Origin of the sequence: Hungatella sp. SL.1.14 (assembly GCF_024460495.1) — a bacterium.
GTDB classification, from domain to species: domain Bacteria; phylum Bacillota; class Clostridia; order Lachnospirales; family Lachnospiraceae; genus Hungatella; species Hungatella hathewayi.
Genome location: NZ_JANFYJ010000001.1, coordinates 185249 through 209949, shown reverse-complemented (window position 1 = coordinate 209949; position 24701 = coordinate 185249). Strand labels below are relative to the sequence as shown.

Genomic DNA, 24701 nt, shown 5'->3' with positions numbered 1-24701 from the left:
GAAAAAGATTTAATTGTTTATTAAGATTCAGGATTTGCTCGTTTCACGTACTACCCTCATGGCCACATCCGGATAGTTGGTGATCAGGGCGGCAATCTTCTGTTCTGCCAGGATCCTCATGGTCCCCTCCTCGTTCACCGTCCATACGTGGAGCGGCAGCTTTTTCTCTTTCGCTTCTTTGATAAGCTTTCCGGAGCGAAGATGATAGAGTGCCGGATGAAGCGCGTCCACCTCCAGCTTTTTCCCGTAGGAAGCTGCATGGATCCAGCCATCTGAATATAAAAGTCCCGTTTTGGAATCCGGATCCAGCCGTTTCACCTTTAGGAGACTGGGGTGGTGGAAGGACGAATAGATCACCCGTTCCTCCATTCCCATCTCCTTCACCAGCTTTATGGCGGCCTCTTCGATTCCCTTGTAACGGACGATGCCTGTCTTCAGTTCGATATTAACGGTCAGTTTCGTAGGTTTGAGCAGCGAAAGCACCTCTCCCAGTTCCGGTATCCTCGCCTCCCCGAACTCCGGGTGGAGTCTGCTGCAGCGAAACCTCTTTAACTCCTTCATCGTTAAATCCGCCACACAGCCGCTGCCGTCACAGACCCGGTCCACGGTCTCGTCATGTATCACGGCCAGAGAGCCGTCCTTTGTCATCTGAATATCCAGCTCCACGCCATCCGCACCCTGACTGACCGCCAGTTCAAATGCCTCCAGCGTATTTTCCGGCGCACAGGCCGACGCCCCTCTGTGTGCCCAAACCTTCGTTTTCATCATCCCGTACTCCTTTTCTTTACTCGTTCAAGAGATTATAATCCTCTATGGATTTATTGATGCTTTCAGCCATTTTTATCACCGTATCTTCCGGTGAAGTACCGTTGTTCATCATATTTTCTATTTCTGTTTCCACGATCTGTCTCGCCTCTGGGAAAATACTGAGAAGCGCTCCTGCTGATTGGGGCGTGGAATCATGAAGCTGGTCGATGGCAGTCTGGAACTGGGGATATTTTTCGATATTTTCTTTAAAAACAGGCTCCTCGTGTGCGGCTAACGTCACCGGGAAGTAACCGGTCTGGGAATTCCAGTAAGCCTGGCTGGCCGGAGAAACAAGGAATTTTACGAACTGCCAGACAGCGTTCTGTCTCTCCGGGTCTTCGTTGTTTAAAGCCCACAGAGAACCGCCTCCGATCGACACACCGCCCTGGTCCTCATCGCTTACCTTAGGAAAATAGGCGGTTCCAACTTCAAATTTACCGTTTACATCATTTAAAATCTGTTTTAAGGATGCTGTGGACCCCAGCGTCATGGCAGCCTTTCCTGCGCTGAAATCAGCCAGCCCGGCATCTCCTCCACGTCCCACATTGGGAGCGTATCCCTGGTCTGCCAGAGCCTTCCAGGCGGTAAGTGTCTTAACCCCTGCGCCATTTTTATCGAAAGCCACGGCTGTCGCAGCCGCACTTCTGCCATTGCCGTTATCCGCATAGTCTGCTCCCTGTTTGGAGGTAAACTGTTCAAAAAACCATCCGTAAATCCCCAGGGAAATCACTTCTCCGGCGCCTCCCTTTGTGAGCAGGCTGTCCGGAACCTCCGTGATTCCTGCCTTCTCAAACATATCCCTGTTATAATACAGAATCGGCGTGGAGGAGTTAAACGGCATGGAGTAGAGAATGTCATCCACCGTGTAATAAGCCGCAATATTCGGTTCCACCTGGCTTAAGTCCCAGCCCTCCCCGTCGATTAAATCCTGCATGGGCACCACCCAGCCGGAATCGATCATAAACCGGGTGCCAATGTCATAGATCTGGACAAGGTCGGCTCCCATATTGCCGATCTGAGCGCTCTTTAACTTGTTGATCGCATCGTCGTAGCTTCCCTGGTACTGCGCTTCCACGGTAATCCCAGCCGTGTTCTCTTTATTGAACTGCTCCACCAGCATATTGATTGCCTCGCCGTTCACACCTCCCATGGAATGCCAGAAGGTGATGGTCACACCGTCAGTCTTATTTCCTGCCGCATCGCTCTGTAACGCCTCTGTTCCCGCAGCCGAATCCTGCGCCGTCGTACTGCTCTCGTTTGTTCCAGTCTGGCTGCTGCAGCCCGTCACGCTTCCTGCTGCCACCATAAGGGCCATGCAGGCAGCAATTGTAGTTCTTTTCATGCTTATTCCTCCAGAAATTTTTTCTTATTTATCTGCATCGGGATTTCTTTATCGCTAACCTTTGACGGCTCCCGAAAACATTCCATGGATCAATTGTTTCTGTCCGATCAAAAATACCGAGATGGACGGTATAATGATCATCACCACACCGGCAATCATCATGGATATGGACTGGGAATCCACGCTGTCCAGCATTCCGATTCCGATCTGCACGGTCCGCATGGAATCAGAGCCGGTAACGAGAAGCGGCCACATATACATGTTCCAGGCATTGATAAAGGTATAGACTGCCATAGCTCCGATTGCCGCCTTCGTAAGCGGAATCAGAATCCGGAAAATGAATTTCAGGTTCGAACATCCGTCAATCTTCGCCGATTCATACAGCGAAATGGGAAACGTCATATAAAACTGCCGAAACAGGAAGATCCCCATGGCCGATGTCAGGTAGGGGATAATCAGCACCTGATAGCTGTCCAGCCATTTAAGGCGGCTGACGGTTAAGTAATTGGATATGATAGTGGCCTCGCCCGGTATCATCATTGTCGCCATAACGATCATGAACAGGATATTTTTGCCTTTAAAGTCTAAAAAGGAGAAGGAAAATGCCGCCAGTGAGCAGGATATGATCTGCCCAAAGGTGATGGCGCCCGCCACAATAAATGAGTTGAGAATAAACCGTCCCAGCGGAATTTTTCTCATGGCCTCCTTAAAATTATCCAGGGTAGGACTTGACGGAAACAGATTGAGTTCCGTGGTAAAAAGCTCACTGGAGGGCATAAAAGCGATGCTCACAGCGTAGAAAAGGGGCAGCAGGATTACAAAAGCCGCTGCGATGTTTACAGTTACAAGCCCGGTCCGTTCCACTCTTCTTTTGATCAGAGCCTTCCGATTGGCCTCCTGGTAGAGTCTGGCGATCTCCGCCTCGCTCATTTTGTTTCTCTCTGCAGTTATGATAGAATCCATCAGTAGTTTACCCCCTTCTTCTCCAGCCGGAACATGCACAGTGTGAGAATCATGATGATGCCGAACAAAAGAACCGACTGCGCTGCCGCGCCTCCGAACCGGTAGTTAAAGAACGCATCCCGGTAGATCGAATATACGATTAAGTTGGTGGATTCTCCCGGTCCTCCCTGTGTCAGCACCTTAACCTGGCCAAAGGACTGAAATGCCTGAATGATATTGACCACCAGCGTATAAAACAGAATGGGGCTGAGTCCCGGCAGTGTCAGGTGAAAGAATTTGGCCCACGCCCCGGCGCCGTCCACGGACGCCCTTTCATAGATTGATTCATCGATATTGCTGAGTCCAGCGCTGAAATACAGGAAATTGATCCCGCTGTTCAGCCATGCAGTCACGAGAGCCACACAGAGAAGCGCATAGTTCGGATCACTGATCCAGTTGATATTAAGTCCCGTCAGCTTGTTTACAATGCCAATCGACGGGTGAAGCATAATTTTGAAGATCATGGCTGCCGAGCTGGAGGCAATCGCCATTGGAAGCGCATAGGCTGTGCTGAAGATCCGGATTCCCGGAAACGTCTTATTGCACAGCAGAGCCGTTAAAAGTCCCAGCAGCATGCTTACAGAGACCACAATCGCCACGAACACGCCCGTCACGACGAGGCTGTTTAAAAATGAGGAGGACGTTAATAAGTCCTTATAGTTTCCGGCTCCCACAAAGAGCCTGGCCTGCCCCATTTTGTTCGTTTTATAGAGGCTTAAATAGATGGTCTTAAAAAAGGGATAGAACAGGAAAACCGCGAAAACCGCCAGGGCCGGGACGAGATAGGCGTATGGGCCGGCCTTCTTTACCATTGCATTCACTTTCATTTGAACATTCACTCCTTACAGATATAAAATATTGTCTTCTGTCTCCATGTCAAACAGCTTGATGCGGTCCATATCGACAAAGACCGTCACCGTACTTCCCGGTTCCGCTTTGAATTCCGGTTTCATACGGACGCAGAGCTCATTTCGCCCGCTGTTTCCATAGAGAAGCTGTTCGGCCCCCAGCATTTCCCTGATTTCCACTTCAAATAAAAGCGCATTTTCTCCAGGGCCCGTCTCATGAAAGTCTTCCGGTCTGATCCCCAGATACACCCTTCTTCCCATGTATCCGCCTTCGATCAGCCGGGAGGCGCACATACGGTTGACGTACAGCCTGCTGCTGCCAAATTCCAGGCAGACTCTCTCGTCACGCCGTTCCACCCATACCGGCAGAAAATTCATTGCCGGAGAACCGATAAAACCAGCCACGAATTTATTCACGGGATTTTGATATAAATCCCCAGGGGTGGCGGCCTGCTGAATTTTCCCGCTCTTCATAACGACAATCCTCGTCCCCAGCGTCATGGCCTCCACCTGATCGTGGGTCACATAGATCACGGTAGCCCCCAGTTCCCGGTGCAGTTTGGAGAGCTCCACTCTCATCTGCGACCGCAGCTTTGCATCTAAGTTGGACAGGGGTTCATCCATCAGATACGCTTTGGGCTGTCTTACAATCACACTGCCGATCGCCACTCTCTGTTTCTGGCCACCAGACAGCGCGTGGGGCTTTCGGTCCAGAAGGTGGGCGATGTCCAGGATCTTCGCCGCCTGCCTCACCCGTCTGTCAATCTCCTCCTTAGGAGTCTTCCGCACTTTCAGCCCAAACGCCATATTCTGATACACCGTCATATGAGGGTACAGCGCGTAGTTCTGAAACACCATGGACAAATCTCTGTTTTTTGGTTCCAGCATGTTGACCAGCTGACCGTCAATCCAGAGCTGGCCGGAGGAAATGTCCTCCAGCCCGGCGATCATCCGGAGTGTGGTCGACTTCCCGCACCCCGACGGTCCCACCAGTATCAGAAATTCCCGATCCCTGATATCCAGGCTCACATTCTTCACCGCCTCAAAACCATTCTTATAGGTTTTGCACACATTTACCAACGATAAACTCGCCATCACATTCCCTTCCTTTTCTTTCCGGTATGCTCTAATTTTATAAGAGTAATGTAAAATGAAAAAGAAAGTTTAAGTAAAAACGTTGTAAACCGTCTATTGACGCACCATACAGTTCGGGATATAATAGACTAAATTTATGAGGAGGCATAAATTTCAATAGCAAAGCTAAGCGCCATGCACCTGTAAGTACGAGCGTGAACGGTGAAAACCGGTACTGAAGGTTAACGAGGAGAAGAGTTTATCGAAGAATTCGGCGGATGCTCTTCCATGCCATCCGGGCGTGTATCCTGAACGAAATATGCGGGTAACCGCAAAACAAACGGACAGGAACCGGACTGATACGACAGAACAGCATAACAGATAAAAATTACAGACTAACCGACAAAATGAAAAACCAAAGCTGAAAAAGCTGCCGTTCTCAAAGACGAGAAACAGACAGTCTCTTTTTTGTGCGGCATTTTTCAGGAAAAATGAGAGGAGATTAACAATTATGTGTGGAATTATTGGTTATACAGGACCCCTTGACTCTAAGAAAATACTTTTAAACGGACTTTCCCAGCTGGAATACCGCGGGTACGACAGTGCCGGAGTCGCACTCTGCATGGAGAACTCCCACATCTGCCTGGTTCGCCGGACCGGCAAGGTGGCAAACTTAAGGGAGACAATGGAACGGATTACAGATGTCTCCCACTGCGGCCTGGGCCATACGAGGTGGGCGACCCACGGAGGAGTGACGACTCAGAACACCCATCCCCATCAGGCAGGAAAGGTAACTCTGGTACACAACGGAATCATTGAAAACTACCATCAGCTGACCGAACAGTTTCACTTACAGGGCAGGCTTCACTCCGAGACGGACAGCGAAGTGGCTGCCTGGGTGCTCGACAGTCTCTACCAGGGAGACCCGCTGGAGGCCATCACCCGTCTTGTCGCCTTAATTAGAGGCTCTTACAGCTTCTGTATCATGTTCGAAGACTATCCTGGAGAGATTTATGCCATCCGGAACGTAAGTCCTCTCGTAGCGGCTTACACGCGTTCAGGCTCCTTCGTAGCCTCCGACTTAACGGCGCTCATTCCCTATACGCGGCAGTACTTTGTCGTCCCGGAAGATCACATCGTGCGTCTGACCTCCTATAAAGTCCATCTCTACAATCTCCACCGCCACGAGGAGATGCCCGAATTGATGGAAGTCAACTGGAACATGGATGCCGCCATGAAAAACGGCTTTCCCCATTTCATGCTGAAGGAGATCCACGAACAGCCGGAGGCGCTGAGGAACACCATACTCCCCCGTCTGAACAAGGGACTGCCCGATTTTACCGATGATCAGATCCCCGACGATGTCTTTACATCCTGTTCCCAGATTCACATCGTCGCCTGCGGTACCGCCATGCATGCCGGGATGGTGGCCAGAAGCATGATGGAACCGCTTCTGAGAATCCCCGTTACCGTATCGGTGGCATCGGAATTCCGTTATGAGGAGCCGCTGATCGGCGAAGATACACTGGTCATCATCATCTCCCAGTCCGGAGAGACCATCGATACGCTGGCCGCCATGCGACTGGCGAAAAATTACGGCGCTGCCGCATTATCCATCGTCAATGTAAAAGGGTCCACGATCGCCCGTGAGAGCGATTACACCCTCTATACCCATGCCGGCCCTGAAATCGCTGTAGCCAGCACAAAAGCCTATTCCGTGCAGCTGGCCGCCCTTTATATGATCGGCTGCCGTATGGCCCTCGTACGCGGCAAATACAGCGTCTCCCAGGCCGCCGATTTCATGAAAAAGCTGTTAGATGCCATTCCGGCCATGGAAGCCATGATTGCTCAGAAAGATTCCATCAAAGCCCTGGTCACACATCTGATCAACAAATCCGATGCATTTTTTATCGGCCGGGGGCTGGATTACGCCTTCTCCCTGGAGGGTGCTCTGAAGCTGAAGGAAATCTCCTATATTCACGCGGAAGCCTATGCAGCCGGAGAACTGAAGCATGGCACCATCGCCCTGATCACGGAGGAGGTGCCCGTTATCGCCATTGCCACACAGGAAAAAGTCTTTGCGAAGACCATCTCCAACATCCGGGAGGTGAAGGCACGCGGCGCCTTCGTGATTCTCATCACCAGGGAGGATGCCGTCTTAGACGGAGGGATCGCCGATATTCATATCCGCATTCCGAAGATCGGCGATCGTTTTACCGTCTTCCCCATCGCGGTTGTCCTTCAGCTGATCGCCTACTACGCCTCCACCGGCAAGAACCTCGATGTGGATCAGCCAAGAAATCTGGCCAAATCCGTTACCGTGGAATAAAAACAGAGAACGGCCGCAGGATCGCCAATTCCTCCTGCGGCCGTTCTCTGTATCCCTGATGCACCCGTTGCCGGGTCACACATTTGTTTGTCTTTATGAATTCTCTTTCAGCCATTCCAGCTTGGTTTCCGCAAACGCACGAATCATCTTCACCGCGCCGTCCACACCCACCGCGCTCCGGTTAATACAGAGGTCGTAACTTCTCGTATCGCCCCACTTCTTGCTGGAATAGTAATTATAGTAGCTCGCACGTTTTTTATCCGTCTTTACCATAATATCTTTTGCTTTTGCTTCTTCCACATTATAAAGCTTCTTCAGGGAAGCGATGCGGTCCTCGTCGCTGGCCGTGATAAACACAGACACGACCTTCGGATAGTCTGCCAGTGCATAATCGGCGCATCGTCCGACGATTACACAGGATTCCTGATCTGCCAGCTGTTTGATGGTATCAAACTGTGCAAGAAATATCTTATGATTAATCGGCATATCCATATAGCCGGACGTCGTATATCCCATGGAATATGTATCCATAACCAGGGAATACAGAAAGCTGTTAGTCGGCTTCTCGTCATGAGTCTCAAATAATTCCTCGCATAAACCGCTGTTCTTGGCTGCCAGTGCAAGTAATTCCTTATCATAGCACTTAACACCCATCTCCTCGGCTAACTTCTGTCCGATGATCTTACCGGAACTACCGCATTGTCTTCCTATTGTAATTACTAAATTTCCGCTCATATAGACCGCTCCTTCCAGTTATCTTATATGCTTATTATACATCAAAGTTTCAGAAAAATCTATATATTTATATATTTTTAACAGTTTCTTTAAAAATACCACCCAGAAACTCTTCTAGGTGGTACGTAATTTCCTTAATAATTCTTCAAAATACTCCGGCAGCGGAGCCGTAAACTCCATATATTCACCGGTTCTCGGATGTACGATCCCCAGCACTCCCGCATGCAGTGTCTGCCCGGTAAGTTTATAAGGACACTTCGCCGGACCGTATACCGCGTCTCCCAGAAGCGGATGCCCGATGCTTGCCATATGAACGCGGATCTGATGGGTACGCCCCGTCTCCAATCGGCATTCCACATACGTAAACTGGCGGAAGCGCTCGAGCACACGGTAATGGGTCACGGCATCCCGGCCGTTTTTTTCATTAATGCACATCTTCTTTCTGTCCACCGGGTGGCGGCCGATGGGCCCGCTTACAGTCCCCTCATCCTCCTTCATCACGCCGTGAACCACGGCATAATACTTTCTCGTTATGGAGTGCACTTTCAACTGCTCAGCAATGGAGTTATGCGCCATATCGTTTTTGCAGACGATGAGAACGCCTGTCGTATCCATATCGATGCGGTGGACGATTCCCGGTCTCATCACGCCGTTGATGCCGGATAAATCAGCCCGGCAGTGGGCCATCAGGCCGTTTACCAGAGTTCCGCTGTAATGTCCCGCCGCAGGATGCACCACCATCCCCTTCGGTTTATTGATCAGAATAATATCGGAGTCTTCATACAGGATATCCAGATCCATCTCCTCCGGAACGATTTCGGGCTCTACAGCCTCCGGAACCTCCAATTCGATCAAGTCTCCGGCCGCCGTCTTATAATTGCTCTTAACCGGCTTTCCGCCTACAAATACAGCCTCTGCCTTCAGAAGCTTCTGAAGATAAGACCTGGAGAGCTCAGGACACCGTTCTGACAAGTATTTATCGATACGGATGGCTTTATCTTCCTCTTCTACCACAAACTGCTGTTTCAATCCGCTTCCCTTTCCTTCCGGCCTGACAGGCAATTCAAATCCTCTTCTTTATACAGAAACAGGAACAGCAGGATAAAGAAAAACATGGACACCGTCACATAGCAGTCCGCCACATTGAAGATGGGAAAATCAATCAGTTTGAAATACAAAAAGTCCACCACATACCCCCTCGTAAACCGGTCGATCATGTTTCCTATCGCTCCGGCAGAGAGAAACATGGCGATCAAATGCAGCGGCAGATACTTTTTCGAAGCCGGCATGCGGAAAACCGCGTACACAGCCGCAGCCACCACAATCACCGCGATAATCAGGAAAAACCACTGTTTTCCCTGGAGCATTCCAAAGGCCGCGCCGCGGTTCTCCGAATACAAAAATTCAAATACCCCATCCCAGATCACGTAAGGCGGCTGGTTCCTTAAATGATTCACCGCCAGCAGCTTCGTCCACTGATCCAGCCCGATTGCCGCCAGAAATCCTATGATAAGTCCTGTAACAAGTTTTGCTTTCTGTTTCATGTAAGTCTCCTTATGCCAAAATGCGTGAGAGTCCCGCATTCATTTCATCATCCGTAACGGTCCTGTCGAGATAAGCCTTACCCACCTCTTCCAGCAGAACAAAACGGATCGTTCCGGAATCCATTTTTTTATCGCTCTTCGTCGTTTCAATAATATCCTCAGCTGAAAGTCCGCTGACTGTAAGAGGCATGTGAAAACGCTCCATTCTCTCTTTCAAATTCGTAAGCGCCTCTTCCGGCATTGTGCCCCTGGCTGCAGAGATGCCCATCGCCGCGATACAGCCCAGCCCCACACAGTGGCCGTGCATCAGTTTAAAACCAGCCAGCTTTTCAATCGCATGGCCCAGCGTATGACCGTAATTTAACAGTGCACGTTCTCCCTGTTCCGTCGGATCCGCCTCCACGACATCGCGCTTAATCCGGTTGCTGATCAGCACCATCTCCTCACAGACAGACAAATTCCTCTCATTGATCTCCTGCCAGTGTTCTCCCAGCCAATCATAGTATGCCGCATCTTTAATCAGGCCATGCTTGATAATCTCCCCCATACCGGAAGAGAACTGAACGTCGGTAAGGGTTTTCAGTGTAGAAATATTCGTATAGACCAGCTTCGGCATATGGAAGGCGCCCACCATATTCTTATAGGCATCAAAATCAACCCCGGTCTTCCCTCCAATGCTGGAATCCACCTGGGAAAGAAGGGTGGTGGGAACCTGAATAAATGAAATCCCCCTCAAATACGTGGCAGCCGCAAAGCCGCACAAATCTCCCACTACACCGCCGCCTAAGGCCAGCAGATAATCATGGCGGTCAAACTTCTTTAAAATCAGGGTCTCATAGAGATCCTTCACCGTATTTAAATTCTTATTCTCCTCCCCTGCCGGAAAAATGAAGTGTTCCGTCTTCCTGCAGCAGGCTGACACGATTCGCTCCACTTCCTCCAAATAGAGTGGGGCCACGTTGGAATCCGTGACGACACAGATCTTCCGGTCCCCCAGATTCATCACGCGCAGTTCTTCCTCCAGCTGTCCGAAGGATTGTTCCATTACAATATCGTAAACTTTTTTTCCATCCATGTGTACCGGAATTCTTTTCTCCATCATGCGGCTCCTCCAAAGTAAAATAGAAAGCAAACAATCTTCCTTCCTGGCGGTCCCCGTCACGAAAAATACCGCGGCGCCGGCAGGCCGGTGATTGGAAGATTGTCTGCTTGTACTATACATAAATTCTGATTGTCTTTTATCGCCATGGCTACAGACGAAGATTCATTCCGCCCATATCCAGCGTACCATTATTCAGCAAGTCCTGAAAATCACCGGAAAGCTCTACGGATTCCGGAGTTGCTATAAATATGTAATTCGAGATCTTCTGCAGATTGCCGTTCATAGAGTATGTCGCACCCGATGTAAAATCAATAATTCTCTGTGCCACTTCCGTATGGATTCCTTCCATGTTCAGCACTACTGCTTTCCCGGCCAGCATATAGTCACAAATCTCTTTGGCATCCTCGATGGACGTCGGCTTCACCATGGATACTTCCATCATGGAGCGCTGTTTCATCGGTACTACCTTGGGAGAACGTGACAGAAAGCGCGGTTTCTGATCGTACTCTTCCTCATCATCGTAATAGTCATCGTCATCTTTTTTGGCAAAGAGTCCTTTTCTGGCAGGTCTGTCGTCTTCATCTTCGTAATCGTCATCTAAGTAGTAGTCATCCTCTTCATCGTCACCGTTTAAATGCACACTCTCCAGCAATTTGCTAATTATGCTCATCCTTCATTCTCTCCAATCTTATATCTTGTACCAAAAATGCCGGTACCGACTCTTACCAGAGTTGCTCCTTCCTCTATCGCTACTTCATAGTCTCCGGTCATACCCATTGAGAGCATACTCATAGTAACATTATCAATGTTTTTTCCACGCATGTCAACATAAAATTGATATAATTTTTTAAAAATTGGCCGATTTTCTTCGGAATTGTCTACAAAAGGCGCAATTGTCATCAATCCCCGGATATGCACATGGGGAAATGCTGCAATTTCCCTCATCGCCTGCTCCGTTTCTGCCAGGCGGAAGCCGTATTTGCTCTCCTCCTCCGCCACGTTTACCTCCAGTAGAATGTCTGTGGAAATCCCCTTTCTTGCAGCCTCCTCTTCGATCTGGGCTGCGAGTCTGACAGAATCCACGCTGTGGATCAGGACGGTCTTATCAATCACCTGGCGCACCTTGTTTCGCTGTAAATGGCCAATCATGTGCCAGCGGATATCCGATTGAAGCACCTCATGCTTCTCACACAGCTCCTGAACCTTATTTTCACCAAAATCCCGGATGCCCGTCTCATACGCCTCTTCCAGCATGGAGACCGGTTTCGTCTTGCTGACAGCGATTAGCGTCACATCCTCACGGTTTCTTCCTGCCCGTCTGCAGGCCTCCGAAATCCGTCTGTTTACCTCTTCCAGATTTTCTTTTACCATATTGCAGCACCTCTTTACTGATAGATTAATTCCCCTTCACTGACTGTCGACGCATCCAGAACAATGTGATCGTATACAGCCAGACCGTACGTCATATTCTTCTTTATCGTATAGTATTCATCATTGGACGCCAGCACATCGATCTGCTTGAACACGGCATATCCCTTATTGATATTGTATACACCCTGTAAGGACGCGCTCGCCCCAATCTGATAGCGGTCCGTAGAATCCGGCTTCACAATATAATCGCCGGCATTAAAGCCATTCTCTCCGCCCATCTCAATATAGTAGTTGTCCTCTTCGGAATAATAGATCGTCGCCGGAACAAATACCACAGAGCTTCCGGACTCCGAATAGACCTCCTTGTTAAATCCGCTTTCGGAGCTGTCTCCGCCCTGGGTCAAATACTCCATGGGAACAAGATAGAAATCCTTCGTCGTCACAGCGCTGGCCGGAATCTTCAGCCCGTCCACCTTATCAGAGATAATCTCAAAATCCACATAGCGGTCCGAAGCAAACTGAACCATATATTTGTCAAAATCCAGTCTGCCGTACGGTTTCCCGTCCGTTCCGGTAATCATCGAAAAATTACCTGCGGCTTTTAAGTCATGACCGGAAAAGGTAACTGTCAGGCTCGTCTTATCGCCATACGCCTTCACATCGTCATCACTCATCGGAAATACCACCGACCACAAATCCGACGTAATCATCTTATAGACAGGAATCCCTTTTTCAATCAGATTCCCCGCCTTTGTAATCGTCTTCGTATACTTACTGCGGTCAAATACCGCCTCCGAAATACCAGAAATATTAAGACTCTCATAAGTATCCACGCCGTAGGAGACAACGCCCGCCTCATCGGCCCGCACCTGCTGGAAATTAATTCCCGCCTCATCCAGGAGGTTACCCGCATGATCAAGCGCATTAAAATTCATGTATTCCATCACGTCAGCTTCCAGCGAATACTTCGTATCGTATACCGAATTAAACCGGTTATCATCATACGTAAGACTGAATACCGTCAGCTGTTTTTTTAAATCAGCCAGATTCTCCGCCGTCAGCGTAACGCCTTCCTCCATATTTTCTTCCAGGAATGACGCGATATTTCCCGTTTCATCAATGGAATAGATCCGAGTTCCCACCGACGCCCTTTTTCCTTCCCGGACATAATAGTTAATGTATCCGGATCTGTCGGCAGTCTTCACCTCTTCTTCTCTCAAAATAATACCGGTATAATCGGTATTATTCACGATGCTTCCTTCCTGTACTTCATAGAACTGGATCTTGTCCCTCCGTATGTAGGTATAGACGCTGAACACCATATAAACAAAAATCAATGCAAAGATGATCATTCCGACATTGATATGAAGCGGCTTCCTGTATTTAATGATCTTTTTATTCTTTTTTTTCGGGGCCGCCTCCTTCTTTCGGGGCCTTACCTTTTGTTGTGCCAAGAGAGCGCCTCCTTTCCCTTCTAGTTATTATAAGAGGTAAATGCAAAAAGTTCAAGCGAAAGATACGCGGAAGATACGCGGAGAATACGCGGACGAGGTTTAGGTTGTGAGGAAAGGAGTCATGGAGCGGGCGGGGAGGTTTGGCTCATGTTCCCTCGGGGGATGTGCCTAAGCCCGGAGAGGACATTCCGCAGGAGGATCGGGCAAATTCCGCCGAACTCCTGATGAGTTCGCCTCCATGTCCCCTTTCACTCGGGTGTTGATCACCCTCCTTCACCTCCTGCTCCATGCCCTCTCCCGGCTAAGGCACATCGACCCTCGGTAAAAATCGCCAAACCTCCCCACCCGCTCCATGACTCCTTTCCGCCAAGTCTATGTCACGTCCGCTGGTTTTTTCCAGCTTTATTTTTTAAATGACCAAGCGGCAAAATTTAAAAGAAAGAAATTACTAGCCATATCTGTCTATTATCAAAACCCTTTTAGCGGGAGAAAGTCAGCGGACGTGCCGGAGTCTTGCCGGAAAAGCGGCGGGGGACGGACGGAGTCCTGGCGAATTTTACCGAGGGTCGCAGACTCCTGGTCCGGAGAGGGCGCGGAGCAGGGGGTGAGGGAGGGCGATCAACGCCCGGACGAAAGGGGACATGGAGGCGAACTCATCAGGAGTTCGGCGGAATTTGCCCGATCCCCCTGCGCAGCGTCCTCTCCGGGCCTGGAGCCTGCCCCCGAGGGAACATGAGCCAGGACTCCGCCCGTCCCCCGCCGCTTTTCCGGCAAGACTCCGGCACGTCCGCGTCCCTCCGCCAAAAAACAAAAAACGCATCTGACTCCCGCCAATACCCTCAACGTTAGTCAGATACGTTCCTCTTTTGTCTATGTATGATTATAATGAAACAACCACATCGGCCTGTGCTTTCTCAGGCAGATTCTCCGCGTCCATGGATACGCTGAGAACAAAGGTCACGTGATACTTTTCACCAATTCTTTCCAAAGTCGTAATGGTGTCTGTAATATCTTCACCCTCTAAACACGACAGTTTTAAAAAGCTGTCTAAAAACATCATTTCCAAATCGTGATCCTGTGAAATGATTCCACAGATAAATCCAATAAACCCTTCACTCGATTTAATCGGGTACTCATTGACATTGATGAGACGGATCTTGTTGCTTAACTCATACATGTGCTTGGAACTCTTGTCTAAATAGACGATGGATCCCTTGGAATCCCTGATGGCGGAATTGGCCCTGTCCAACAGATGTTTTGTCTTCCCCTTACCCTTTTTTCCTGCTATTATCTGCACCATAGCGATCTCCTCCTTGAGTTATATGATTTGTATAAAAAGTCTATTAATATTAAAGTAATTATAGTACAAATCCCCATAAAACGCAACGACTAATCTACAATTTTATTCAATATATTTGACATATTATCGTAAAGGCCCGTTCTATCAGGGGCTTTTAAGACTACGGAAATATATTCCATACCCGAAGAGCCGCTGCTGGCCATGATCAGACAGCTTCCGGCAGCCCTTGTCGTGCCTGTTTTGCCTCCCAGCGCAGTCAGTCCTTCCGGCATATTCCGTTCACCGGTCATATACCAGTTGCTCTGCTTCCAGGTCTTTGTCGTCGTCTCTCCCGAAGCCAGAGCGTAGACAGCATCATAGGACGATGTGCCGATCACCTTCCTGAAATCAGGATATTTCATAGCCTCATTGAAAATCAGATACAGATCGTACGCGGTCGTATAGTGGTTTTCATCGTTTAAGCCGTGGGGATTGACAAAATGAGTCCCTGTCGCTCCAAGCTTTCTGGCCTCTTCATTCATCCGGTCAGCAAATTTTTCAATGCTGCCATCCATGTGAACTGCGATTGCAGCACCGGCATCGTTTCCGGAAGGCAGCATAAGACCGTAGAGCAGCTGCTCCATGGTCAGTTTATCGCCCGGTTTAATCCCGCATAAGGTGGCGCCGCTCTCCGTGATCACAGCTTCCTCCGGTACCGTAACCTCATCGGACAGATTCCCGTATTTGATCGCCAGCAGAGCCGTCATGGTTTTCGTGATACTGGCGGGATACAGCTTTTCGAAAGGATTTTTTCCGAAAATCACCGTTTTATCCGACAGGTCAAAGACCGCCGCCGCTTCCGCGGTAACCGCCTGATCTGAGGATGGAGTATCCGCCGTGACGACACAGAGATCATGTGCAAAACTCTCTGCCCGGTCCGAAAGCGTATGTCCTTCATATAGTGCCGTCCTCTGCGCAAAATCATAGGGATCATCCAGTTTTTTGAAGCTGGAACACCCCGACAGCATCGTCACGCATAAAAATGCGCAGCCGGCTTTCATCGTAATTTTCTTCTTCACTTACAGACTCCTACTTATACATCTCACGCCACTCTAAGTCGCCGCGGTCCAGAGATTTGATTAAGAGCTCTGCAGTTGCTAAATTGGTTGCCAGCGGAATGTTGTGCATGTCGCAGGTTTTCATGATATTAACAAGATCCGGTTCATGGGCCTTTGTTGAGAGCGGGTCTCTTAAAAAGATTACCAGATCGATCTCGTTGTGCTCAATCTGTGCTCCCAGCTGCTGCTCACCGCCTAAATGACCAGCCAGATACTTGTGGATATTTAGATTCGTGACCTCTTCAATCAGACGTCCAGTGGTCCCTGTCGCATACAGGGTGTGTTTGCTTAAAATCCCCCGGTAGGCGATGCAGAAGTTCTGCATCAGTTTTTTCTTTGAATCATGTGCAACTAATCCTATATTCATAACGATATACCTCCTTAATAATTACCAATTTTGCGTTGCAATCCAACATTCAGAACAAGGCCCATCCCGATAAAAATACTGATCAGGGAGCTGACTCCCGAGCTGATAAAGGGAAGCGGAAGGCCTGTATTTGGGAAAATCTGTGTCGCTACGGCGATATTGGCAAAAGCCTGAAATCCGATAAGCGCCGCCATGCCGGTGCAGATCAGCCGCCCCGCCATGTCTCTGGATTTATATGCCATGCGAAGACACTCAAATACGATGAGACCGAAGAGCACAATGACGGTCACCCCGCCGATAAAACCCAGCTCCTCTCCGATGATAGCAAAGATGAAATCCGTTTCGCCGGTGGTTCCCAGCCAGTTTCCATCCTTTACGGATGCAATCGTCGTATTAAAAAGTCCCTTTCCCTGAAGCTGTCCGGAACTGATTGCCATGATAGAATTCTTCTGCTGATACATATTTTCCGCATACTGTTCCGCATGCGGATAGATCCACGCCAGAATACGTCTCGCCTGGTAATCGTGGATAAAGGGGATTAACCCCTGCGTCAGCAGATAGATAAACAATGCGCCTGCAGGTATGGCAACCGCAAGCACGCCGCCAATCCAGCGGTAGCTGATTCCAGCTGTATACACCATACAGAGTATGATGACAATGACCACAAGACTGGTCGACAGGTTCGGCTCCGCAAAGATAAGAGCGATGGGTATCACGGCCAGTATGGCCGCAATCCCCACCATAACAGGCATATTCATCTTTTCCTGATATTTATTCCAATACCAGGAAAAGAATACGATAAGCCCGATCTTCACGAACTCGGAAGGCTGTATCCGCCCGATACCCGGAACGTCGATCCACCTTGTAGCTCCTCCCGCCGTGTGCCCCATCACCAGCACCGCACCCAAAAGAAGGATGCATACTGCGTAATCCAGCGCATATAAATTAATAATTCTATGATAATCGATGATGGAAAGCCCTATGGCCAGGGCAAAGCCCACCATAATACCGATTATCTGTTTTGTAACCGTCGAGGAGTCCTGTCCGGATGCACTTGCAACCACGAGGATTCCAATAACGGATAACGCCACCATGTAAAGTACTAAACGGTAATTATAGTATTTAAAATTGTAGTCAAAAAGCATAGTCAGTATATCCCCTTGTCAGGTATATCACGAATAGGGATGTTCGCGTAAAGCACCGGCATGTAGCTGTCGCAGTCCGGCTGCTTCATCTTCGTCATCTGTATCTCTATTCTGTCGGAATCAACATCCATGTATCTCGATATCACATGGATCATGTCGTCTTTTATCATCTGCATTACTTCAGGAGAACAGTCCGCCTTGTCCGCAACCAGCAAAAGTTTCAGACGATTTCTTGCAATCTCTCCTGAATTCTTCTTACGGAATACAGGAAACAGGCTCATCTCATCCCTCCTACGCTCTCTTTAAGAGGCTGGAAAGCTTAAAGAAAAACCCTCCGCGCGCCGCCACGTTCTGAAGCGGCACCGTTTCGCCGGTTATGCGTTTGCATATGTCCATATAAGCCTGTCCGGCCGGTGTTCCTATGCCAACCAGAGGCTCGCCCTGATTGGTGGATATGACAATGTCCTCGTCATCCGGGACGGCACCGATGATGTCGATGGCCAGAATGTCCATCACATCGTCGAGGGACATCATATCCCCGCGTCTCACCATATCCATACGGATCCGGTTCACCACCAGATCGATGGTCTTCATGCCGGAAGCCTCCAACAGCCCGATAATACGGTCCGCGTCACGGATCGCCGAAACCTCGGGTGTCGTCACCACAAGCGCTCTGTCTGCGCCTGCGATAGCATTCTGAAAGCCCTGCTCGATGCCTGCCGGGCAGTCTAAAAGAACGTAGTCGAACTCCTCCCGCAGATCATCAACAAGCTTCACCATCTGGCCCGGATTCACAGAGGTCTTGTCCCTGGTCTGAGCCGATGGAAGTAAAAACAGATTTGGATATCTTTTGTCTTTTATCAGGGCCTGCTTCATACGGCAGTTGCCTTCTACCACATCTACAAGATTGTAGACAATGCGGTTTTCCAGTCCCATGACCACATCTAAGTTCCGCAGTCCTATATCCGTATCGATAAGAACTACCTTTTTCCCCAGAATGGCCAGGCCGGTACCAACATTGGCAGAGGTTGTTGTCTTGCCTACCCCGCCTTTTCCGGAAGTAATGACAATGATTTCACTCATCTCATATCCTCCTGATTCAATCCATATTCTATTCTACATTAATTTTCGGAATATTTCCACACTTTTTTTCATTGGTTTGATAGAGACTTTATTTTCATCCAGTGAAGCAGTCATCGGTCCGCGGCTCAGCTTCTTCCCCCGGCCGTCCAGCCTGGAGGTACAGTCCGCAATGCGAAGCTGCGTCGGCGCCATGGTTAATGCCACAATCACTGCGGCCTCATTGCCCGCAACTCCGGCGCATACGGTGCCCTTAAGCGCACCGAGTACGATCACGTTCCCTTTCGCTATGACCCTGGAGCCTCGCTCCACATCTCCGATGATAATGATGCTGGCTTCCGATTCCAGCGTCTCTCCGTCCTGTAAATTGCCTTTAAAGAACTGTCCCGTCTGGCAGGACAGCTCCATCAGTTTCTCATTCAGTGCTTTTTCGCAGCGTTCGATGCGGTTTGCGTCCGTATCAACGAGGCAGACGATCTCTAAATTGGAATTCTCCATAATCTGGTTAACAACCGCAAATTCCTCTTCCGCCGTCAGTTTTCTTCCCTCCAGCGTCAGCGTCATCTGAGCCGAACCCCAGAATTTTGTGTTGTCTCCAAACTTCCTGCCAATATCGGCAAGAAGCGTCTGAAACGGGACCTCCGGCTCCAGATAAACGGTCATGCCCGCCTTGTTGCTTTTAATCACTACGGTATTATGCATCATATCCACCTGACCTTTTCTCTTCCCCTTCTTAATCGCGAATCGTGACATTCGCCGCGTCACGCGCACCGGCATTCAGAATTGATTCCAGATCAATTTCACCATAATAATACTGATACACGCTTTTTGCAATATTAGCGGCATTCGAAGCCGAATATCCGTACGGAATGTTCACGGTCACACAGATCTCCGGATTGTTATATGGCGCATAGGAAATAAAGAAGGCGTGGTTCGGTTTGTTCTTTGCCTCCTGAGCCGTACCGGTCTTGCCTGCAATCGGAACCTCCAGATCAGCAAACAGCTTCTTCGCCGTACCACTGGCGATAACCTCCCTCATTCCCTGCTGTACAGTATCCCACGTTGAATCCGCCGCGTCAATATGAGAAGAAATCTCAGGGGTATAATCTTTAATCAGATTACCTTCAGAATCCGTGATCTTATCCAGTAAACTGAGTTCGAAAACATTTCCCCTGCTGGCGATGGCCGCCACATATCTCGATAACTGTACATTGGTATAAGCGTGGTTTCCCTGCCCCATGGCGGAACGCTCCGGATCGATGTCCGAAATCTGAGGCTCCAGCTCGTCGATTTCCACGCCGGATTTATGATCCAGACCGAACATGGCCGCATACTTGTGCAGCTTATCCAGTCCGAGAGACGGAACGTAGTTTCCTTCGGCATCCATGGACAGCCTGTGACCAAGATCCGCAAAGAAAAAGTTGCAGGAATTCAGCAGGCCGCCAACCATATTTAACGGGCCGTGGCGCCCCGGATAGATCCAGCACTTAATCGGTGTATCAATCTCTTCATACCGTCCGGTACACTCGATCGTATCATCGATGCCGATGACGTGTTCCTCCAGTGCGGCAACAGCCGTAAGTGGCTTAAAGGTAGAACCCGGCGCCTTCTTTGCCTGGGTCGCATTGTTGTACAGCGGCAGTGACAAATCATTCTGAAGCTGGCTGAAATAGGCGCTGTCACCGATCCGGTTATTATCATATCCCGGATAGGATACGAGGGCCAGCACCTCTCCCGTCCTGATATCCGTTACCACCACGCCCGCATTGCACGGAGCCAGCGCCAGCTGTGCCGGCGTGATCTCCAGGGTGGATATCTTCTTCATCAGAAAGGCATAGGCATCTCCGGTTGCCTTTAACTGGTTGATGTCTTCCTCATTGTATTCCAGAATTCCCTGGTCAAACAGCGCCAGGCACAGTTCCTGTCCCGTGATAACGTCGTCGTTGATCAGATAACGGTAAATTCTCTTTGTAAAATTCCGGTCTTCCTTCAGTTCCGCGAGAACATAATCCACCAGGGTCCGGAAGGTATCGTCAGCGTTGGAATATTTGGAACCGGTCTCCAGCTTCGTCGTATCCACCCAGCCGTTTGCAATTCCGTAATACAGGTAGTCGCGCAGACTGATCTCATCGGCTTTCCATGCCAGATACTCCTGACTCGTCTGATCAATCAGGTCCTCCTTAATAATGCCCACGGTCGGGCTTGCCAGATACGTGTAGATATAATACATATAGGCGGCCAGATCCTGGTCTAAGTCCTTTAACGTAGCCGGATGACTGCTCATAAGCTCATTTTGAAGTTCAGAAAAAATCTGATCCCTGGAGGATAAGAATTTACTGTTGATATTCTTTTCCACATCTGAGGCTTCTTCCGATTCAAAATGCTTCAGAGACAGAATATTATTATTAATCAGCTGGAAATACGCGTCCTTGACCGGTATCTTCATGTTGGATCCGTCCGTGGTACTCGTAATCTCCACGTCGCCGGGCAGTATGGTCTTTAACAGAACTCCGGCCAGAGACTGTTCCACCAGATGGTAAATACCGGTCTGCAGCCCTGCGATCTGTGTAAGATAGATATCATTGCCTGCCTTGGATTCCGTCTCGTTGAGAGTCTCCCTGACCCGCCCGCGGCTGTCCTTGTAGATCGTCTTACTTCCCTTTGTTCCCTGAAGTTCCTGCTCCATCGCGGCTTCAATCCCCGTCGTTCCCACAATATCGTTGACGTCATAGTCCGGACGGCTCTTTTTCAGTTCTTCCAGCTGGTCCTCCTGTACCTTGCCGGTATAACCGATAATGGGGGCGAATGCGATACTGTCATTATAGGCCCGGATCGTGGTTTCCTCCACGTTGACTCCTGCCAGATCGGCGGTGTGCTCTAAGACATCCGCAACCGTCTCGTCAGAAACCTGTGTCGCCACCGTTGTCGCCTCGTATTTGCGGTAAGACATCAGACGCAGCGCATACTTGATGTTGATGATGTCCAGCGCCTCCTGGTCCGTCATGGTGACCGGATTTCCGTCGGCATCCTTCATCTCATTTAATTTTGCTGTGGTGAACGCCTTCTCAAACAGCTCTCTGGCTGAAATTGCGGAAGGATACTTATTGTCCTCGTCATCCAGCTCTTCCACACTCTTTAATCCGTAGTAATCCCTCAGGAAACGCTTCCTGGCAGCCTCCGAGGAGGATGTATAGATCATATCCCCGTTGCTGTCGAGGGCAACCTCAAACTTTCCCTGTACCGTTTCCCCATGCTTCTCCAAAATACGGACCAGCCTTAAATACATGGCGTTCTGATCCGCCGTTGTTTTATATGCACCTGTATCCTGAACAGTCACGGAATAAGCCAGCTTATTATAAGCCAGCACCTTTCCGTTCCTGTCGTAGATATTACCGCGTGTCCCCGCTGTGGTAAGCGTCTGTTCCGTCAGCTGCATATAATCATTCAGCGCCTGTTCTCCGTTTACAATCTGCAGATTGAACAGTTTATGGATGAGCCCTGCATACATGGCGATACAGATAACTCCCAGAACCAGGAGTCTTGACGATATGATTTTCTTCAAAAAGTCTTTTAAGATGTCTAATAAATCTCTAAACAATCGATGAATCTCCTCTTTTTTCTATCTCTTCCAGATGACGGTTAAACATCAGGAAAATACGGTAAATAAGCAGTGTTGTAACCACCGTAAAGATAATCTCCGGCAGCATTAAGTTCATAAAGTAATATCCGATTCCGAGACGTTTCCGGATCAGGAACCGGAACACATAAATATAAAGATTATACGCCAGGTCATTGACCACGCTGAGAATAAGCGGCAGCGTAATGTAATCCTCATAGTAGTATCTGGTACAGATTCCGTTTACATATCCCACATAAACGAAAATAAGCGTATAGAATCCGAAGGGGCCGCTGTAAAATAAGTCCATCAGAAGACCGGAAAGAAGGCCGTAGTACATACCGGCCTCCTTTCCATGGATAAATCCAAAGGAAAAGGTCAGAATCAGCAGCAGATTCGGAGATGCGGACAGAAAAGGAAGCAGTGGAAAAATGCAGTTCTGAACCGTAAAGGCCAAAATAATCATAAGTATATTAAAAATGATTCGTTTCATCGCCCCTGCTCCTTTCAATATCGTTACTTCGCTCCGTCATCATAGCTGCTACTGTGCCGCGGTGGTTTCTTCTTCCGAAGAAGCCTCATCCGCTTCACTCCCGCCGGCCTGTGTCTCTTCGGTGGAACCGTCTTCCGGGCCTGCCTCCTCCATCATCTTCGCTTTGAGGTCCGTAATGACCAGAACCTCCTGCAGACTGTCAAATTCCGCCGCCGGAATTAAATAACCTGATTTTGTCACATTATTTGTGTCATTGGTAATTTCCGCTGCATAGCCTACCAGAACGCCCGGCACAAAGACAGAGCTGGTATTGGATGTGACGATCTTATCGCCATCCTTTAAATCACTGTCCTTCAGCACATTGGTAATGCGGAGACGCCCTTCTTTAAACAATGTCAAGTCGCCCGCCACGATACAGCCGTCGCCGGACTGGATCGCCATGGCGCTGACACGGCTGGAATCATCGATAATGGAACGGACTGTGGCGTAATTGGCGCCCACATCCGTGACGATTCCCACCAGGCCGCCGCCTGCAACCACGTTCATGTCCACGGCGATTCCGTCCTTCGATCCCTTGTCGATACGGAACACCTGGAACCAGTTGCTGGAGTCGTTGGCAATGACTCTGGCCCCGACCTTATGGTACTGGCCGTACTCCTGATCCAGCTCATACAGCTGTCTCAGCCGCTTCAGTTCGAATTCCTCCGCCTGAAGCCTTGTATTCTCCTCCGTAAGCTGGGTGATGATGTCCTTCATCTCCTTGTTGTCTTCCAGAGCATCTTTCAGTTTTGTATAATCCATGATCTCATCGTAAATAGCGGAGCCCACCCGGTTCACTCCGGACTGTACCGGGATCAGAAAATAACCGACTCCGGTTCTCAAAGGCGTCAGCCACTCGTCATGGATTGATGTAAGGCCGATTAAAAGCACACAGATCACCGTTAAGGCAATCAGGACGTATTTACTGCGTTTCGATTCCATCTAAATGATTCCCCGTTCCTTAAAACTGGTATAGGAATTATCTCCTATAATAATATGATCCAACATACGGATTCCAATTAAATCTCCGGCTTCCATAATTCTCCTGGTCAGAGTGATGTCTTCCCTGCTGGGAGCCGGATCGCCGCTGGGATGATTATGAACCACAATCAAATTCACGGCATGGTATTTCAGCGCCTCAATGAAAATCTCCCTGGGTGAAACGACGGAAGCGTTCACCGTACCCTGGGAAACCAGCACATCTTTTAAGAGCACGCCCTTGGTGTTCAGCAGCATGATGCGGATCTGTTCCTGCTCCATGTGCCGCATGTCTTCCACGTAGTAGTTGACAATGTCTTCCGGATTGGTAAAGGAGGCCACATCTTCCAGAACTGCCTTCTTCCAGATTCTCTTTGACAGTTCTCCGATACAGAGAAGCTGAGCTCCCTTCACTCTTCCGATTCCCTTGATCTGAGTCAGTTCGGGGAGCGAAAGATGCAAAAGCCCTAAAATACCCTCGCTGGGGTAGTTTAAGGCCAGTATCTTTTGTGCAAGGGCCAGGGAACTGTCTTCCCTGGATCCCGTCCGGATGATGATGGAGAGAAGTTCCGCATCGCTCAGCCTCTCAGGGCCGGTCTGCAGACACTTCTCATAAGGCCGGTCATCCGCCGGTATGTCTTTCATCGTAATTCTGCTCATATGTCTCCTGTCCGCTACTCTCCAGGTACGTGTCAAAGACATATGTATGTTAAATGAACCGATAAGTAATGAGAGCCAATACCACTCCAATGATGCTTGCCATGGTGATCCTGATACTCAGGCCAAAGGTGATGACCAGAATACCGAAGTTAATGATTAACGGAGAATCGAAACCGAAGGACTGTCCAAAATTCAGCCAGGACAACCAGGATACATCCTGCGCCATCGTCCCGATAAATCCGCCCAGCACAATCCCCGTCAGCACCAGAAGAAGCAGTACCCAGCAGTTTTTTCGTTTCATCTGTTACTACCCCTCGT

Annotated in this window: 25 protein-coding genes; 1 reads left to right on the top strand and 24 read right to left on the bottom strand. The window is 49.3% G+C overall.

Annotation, left to right across the window (positions count from 1 at the left end):
• Positions 1–27: 27 nt before the first annotated feature.
• The 5 genes from NE473_RS01005 to NE473_RS00985 are packed head-to-tail and all read right to left on the bottom strand — an operon-like array spanning position 28 to position 5094.
• Entirely contained in the window at positions 28–765 is a 738-nt protein-coding gene (locus tag NE473_RS01005; protein WP_055648882.1) for a glycerophosphodiester phosphodiesterase, read from the bottom strand.
• 19 nt (positions 766–784) lie between these two features.
• Positions 785–2149, bottom strand: coding sequence for an ABC transporter substrate-binding protein (locus tag NE473_RS01000; RefSeq protein ID WP_256265133.1), 1365 nt, complete (start codon positions 2147–2149; stop codon positions 785–787).
• A gap of 54 nt (positions 2150–2203) precedes the next feature.
• Entirely contained in the window at positions 2204–3079 is an 876-nt protein-coding gene (locus tag NE473_RS00995) for a carbohydrate ABC transporter permease (RefSeq protein ID WP_118041451.1), read from the bottom strand.
• 32 nt (positions 3080–3111) lie between these two features.
• Entirely contained in the window at positions 3112–3978 is an 867-nt protein-coding gene (locus NE473_RS00990) for a carbohydrate ABC transporter permease (protein WP_022032536.1), read from the bottom strand.
• Positions 3979–3993: 15 nt separating this feature from the next.
• Positions 3994–5094, bottom strand: coding sequence for an ABC transporter ATP-binding protein (locus tag NE473_RS00985; protein ID WP_006777003.1), 1101 nt, complete (start codon positions 5092–5094; stop codon positions 3994–3996).
• 490 nt (positions 5095–5584) lie between these two features.
• Between NE473_RS00985 and glmS the strand changes: the two genes are divergently transcribed.
• The gene (gene glmS / locus NE473_RS00980; RefSeq protein WP_055648878.1) at positions 5585–7402 is read left to right on the top strand and encodes a glutamine--fructose-6-phosphate transaminase (isomerizing); all 1818 of its coding nucleotides are present in this window, start codon (positions 5585–5587) and stop codon (positions 7400–7402) included.
• 93 nt (positions 7403–7495) lie between these two features.
• On the opposite strand, the gene NE473_RS00975 is transcribed toward glmS, so the two are convergent.
• From NE473_RS00975 to NE473_RS00885, 19 genes are all read right to left on the bottom strand, one after another.
• Complete coding sequence (locus tag NE473_RS00975) at positions 7496–8137, bottom strand: cytidylate kinase-like family protein (RefSeq protein WP_055648877.1); 642 nt, start codon at positions 8135–8137, stop codon at positions 7496–7498.
• Between the two features lie 114 nt (positions 8138–8251).
• Positions 8252–9166 carry an RluA family pseudouridine synthase gene (locus NE473_RS00970; RefSeq protein WP_055649017.1) on the bottom strand — a complete coding sequence of 305 codons (915 nt, stop codon included), beginning with the start codon at positions 9164–9166 and terminating at the stop codon, positions 8252–8254.
• Entirely contained in the window at positions 9163–9681 is a 519-nt protein-coding gene (gene lspA, locus NE473_RS00965; protein WP_006777007.1) for a signal peptidase II, read from the bottom strand. The genes NE473_RS00970 and lspA overlap by 4 nt, the downstream gene beginning before the upstream one ends.
• A gap of 10 nt (positions 9682–9691) precedes the next feature.
• Entirely contained in the window at positions 9692–10780 is a 1089-nt protein-coding gene (aroB, locus tag NE473_RS00960) for a 3-dehydroquinate synthase (RefSeq protein WP_055649016.1), read from the bottom strand.
• A 151-nt stretch (positions 10781–10931) separates the two neighbouring features.
• On the bottom strand, positions 10932–11453 hold the full coding sequence (locus NE473_RS00955; RefSeq protein WP_022032542.1) for a cell division protein SepF: 522 nt from the start codon (positions 11451–11453) through the stop codon (positions 10932–10934).
• Complete coding sequence (locus NE473_RS00950; protein ID WP_055648876.1) at positions 11450–12154, bottom strand: YggS family pyridoxal phosphate-dependent enzyme; 705 nt, start codon at positions 12152–12154, stop codon at positions 11450–11452. Before NE473_RS00950 ends, NE473_RS00955 begins: the two co-directional genes overlap by 4 nt.
• Positions 12155–12168: 14 nt before the next feature.
• Complete coding sequence (locus tag NE473_RS00945; protein WP_055648875.1) at positions 12169–13608, bottom strand: biotin/lipoyl attachment domain-containing protein; 1440 nt, start codon at positions 13606–13608, stop codon at positions 12169–12171.
• Between the two features lie 880 nt (positions 13609–14488).
• On the bottom strand, positions 14489–14908 hold the full coding sequence (locus NE473_RS00940) for a hypothetical protein (protein WP_055648873.1): 420 nt from the start codon (positions 14906–14908) through the stop codon (positions 14489–14491).
• A gap of 89 nt (positions 14909–14997) precedes the next feature.
• Complete coding sequence (locus NE473_RS00935) at positions 14998–15948, bottom strand: D-alanyl-D-alanine carboxypeptidase family protein (protein ID WP_055649015.1); 951 nt, start codon at positions 15946–15948, stop codon at positions 14998–15000.
• 28 nt (positions 15949–15976) lie between these two features.
• A complete protein-coding gene (mgsA, locus tag NE473_RS00930; protein ID WP_006774757.1) occupies positions 15977–16372 on the bottom strand; it encodes a methylglyoxal synthase in 396 nt (131 codons plus the stop codon).
• Between the two features lie 14 nt (positions 16373–16386).
• Entirely contained in the window at positions 16387–17517 is a 1131-nt protein-coding gene (locus tag NE473_RS00925; protein ID WP_006774756.1) for an FtsW/RodA/SpoVE family cell cycle protein, read from the bottom strand.
• A 2-nt stretch (positions 17518–17519) separates the two neighbouring features.
• On the bottom strand, positions 17520–17798 hold the full coding sequence (minE, locus tag NE473_RS00920) for a cell division topological specificity factor MinE (protein WP_002604016.1): 279 nt from the start codon (positions 17796–17798) through the stop codon (positions 17520–17522).
• Between the two features lie 10 nt (positions 17799–17808).
• Positions 17809–18600 (bottom strand): septum site-determining protein MinD, encoded by a 792-nt coding sequence (minD, locus tag NE473_RS00915; RefSeq protein ID WP_022032546.1) that lies wholly within the window; start codon positions 18598–18600, stop codon positions 17809–17811.
• A 33-nt stretch (positions 18601–18633) separates the two neighbouring features.
• Positions 18634–19299 (bottom strand): septum site-determining protein MinC, encoded by a 666-nt coding sequence (locus NE473_RS00910; protein WP_055648872.1) that lies wholly within the window; start codon positions 19297–19299, stop codon positions 18634–18636.
• 31 nt (positions 19300–19330) lie between these two features.
• The gene (locus NE473_RS00905) at positions 19331–22195 is read right to left on the bottom strand and encodes a penicillin-binding transpeptidase domain-containing protein (RefSeq protein ID WP_022032548.1); all 2865 of its coding nucleotides are present in this window, start codon (positions 22193–22195) and stop codon (positions 19331–19333) included.
• A complete protein-coding gene (gene mreD, locus NE473_RS00900; protein WP_006774750.1) occupies positions 22188–22706 on the bottom strand; it encodes a rod shape-determining protein MreD in 519 nt (172 codons plus the stop codon). The genes NE473_RS00905 and mreD overlap by 8 nt, the downstream gene beginning before the upstream one ends.
• Before the next feature lie 48 nt (positions 22707–22754).
• Positions 22755–23687: a rod shape-determining protein MreC gene (gene mreC, locus NE473_RS00895; RefSeq protein ID WP_055648871.1), complete on the bottom strand. Its 933-nt coding sequence runs from the start codon at positions 23685–23687 to the stop codon at positions 22755–22757.
• Positions 23688–24383, bottom strand: coding sequence for a RadC family protein (gene radC / locus NE473_RS00890; protein ID WP_006774748.1), 696 nt, complete (start codon positions 24381–24383; stop codon positions 23688–23690).
• A 49-nt stretch (positions 24384–24432) separates the two neighbouring features.
• Positions 24433–24684, bottom strand: a complete 252-nt coding sequence (locus tag NE473_RS00885) for a DUF4321 domain-containing protein (RefSeq protein WP_006774747.1) — start codon at positions 24682–24684, stop codon at positions 24433–24435.
• Between the last annotated feature and the right edge of the window lie 17 nt (positions 24685–24701).

Excerpts from the sequence above, each read along its gene's own strand:
- NE473_RS01005 (WP_055648882.1), bottom strand. The coding sequence starts at position 765 with ATGAAAACGAAGGTTTGGGCACACAGAGGGGCGTCGGCCTGTGCGCCG.
- NE473_RS01000 (WP_256265133.1), bottom strand. The coding sequence starts at position 2,149 with ATGAAAAGAACTACAATTGCTGCCTGCATGGCCCTTATGGTGGCAGCA.
- NE473_RS00995 (WP_118041451.1), bottom strand. The coding sequence starts at position 3,079 with ATGAGCGAGGCGGAGATCGCCAGACTCTACCAGGAGGCCAATCGGAAG.
- NE473_RS00990 (WP_022032536.1), bottom strand. The coding sequence starts at position 3,978 with ATGAAAGTGAATGCAATGGTAAAGAAGGCCGGCCCATACGCCTATCTC.
- NE473_RS00985 (WP_006777003.1), bottom strand. The coding sequence starts at position 5,094 with ATGGCGAGTTTATCGTTGGTAAATGTGTGCAAAACCTATAAGAATGGT.
- glmS (WP_055648878.1), top strand. The coding sequence starts at position 5,585 with ATGTGTGGAATTATTGGTTATACAGGACCCCTTGACTCTAAGAAAATA.
- NE473_RS00975 (WP_055648877.1), bottom strand. The coding sequence starts at position 8,137 with ATGAGCGGAAATTTAGTAATTACAATAGGAAGACAATGCGGTAGTTCC.
- lspA (WP_006777007.1), bottom strand. The coding sequence starts at position 9,681 with ATGAAACAGAAAGCAAAACTTGTTACAGGACTTATCATAGGATTTCTG.
- aroB (WP_055649016.1), bottom strand. The coding sequence starts at position 10,780 with ATGGAGAAAAGAATTCCGGTACACATGGATGGAAAAAAAGTTTACGAT.
- NE473_RS00955 (WP_022032542.1), bottom strand. The coding sequence starts at position 11,453 with ATGAGCATAATTAGCAAATTGCTGGAGAGTGTGCATTTAAACGGTGAC.
- NE473_RS00950 (WP_055648876.1), bottom strand. The coding sequence starts at position 12,154 with ATGGTAAAAGAAAATCTGGAAGAGGTAAACAGACGGATTTCGGAGGCC.
- NE473_RS00940 (WP_055648873.1), bottom strand. The coding sequence starts at position 14,908 with ATGGTGCAGATAATAGCAGGAAAAAAGGGTAAGGGGAAGACAAAACAT.
- NE473_RS00935 (WP_055649015.1), bottom strand. The coding sequence starts at position 15,948 with ATGAAAGCCGGCTGCGCATTTTTATGCGTGACGATGCTGTCGGGGTGT.
- mgsA (WP_006774757.1), bottom strand. The coding sequence starts at position 16,372 with ATGAATATAGGATTAGTTGCACATGATTCAAAGAAAAAACTGATGCAG.
- NE473_RS00925 (WP_006774756.1), bottom strand. The coding sequence starts at position 17,517 with ATGCTTTTTGACTACAATTTTAAATACTATAATTACCGTTTAGTACTT.
- minE (WP_002604016.1), bottom strand. The coding sequence starts at position 17,798 with ATGAGCCTGTTTCCTGTATTCCGTAAGAAGAATTCAGGAGAGATTGCA.
- minD (WP_022032546.1), bottom strand. The coding sequence starts at position 18,600 with ATGAGTGAAATCATTGTCATTACTTCCGGAAAAGGCGGGGTAGGCAAG.
- NE473_RS00910 (WP_055648872.1), bottom strand. The coding sequence starts at position 19,299 with ATGCATAATACCGTAGTGATTAAAAGCAACAAGGCGGGCATGACCGTT.
- mreD (WP_006774750.1), bottom strand. The coding sequence starts at position 22,706 with ATGAAACGAATCATTTTTAATATACTTATGATTATTTTGGCCTTTACG.
- mreC (WP_055648871.1), bottom strand. The coding sequence starts at position 23,687 with ATGGAATCGAAACGCAGTAAATACGTCCTGATTGCCTTAACGGTGATC.
- radC (WP_006774748.1), bottom strand. The coding sequence starts at position 24,383 with ATGAGCAGAATTACGATGAAAGACATACCGGCGGATGACCGGCCTTAT.
- NE473_RS00885 (WP_006774747.1), bottom strand. The coding sequence starts at position 24,684 with ATGAAACGAAAAAACTGCTGGGTACTGCTTCTTCTGGTGCTGACGGGG.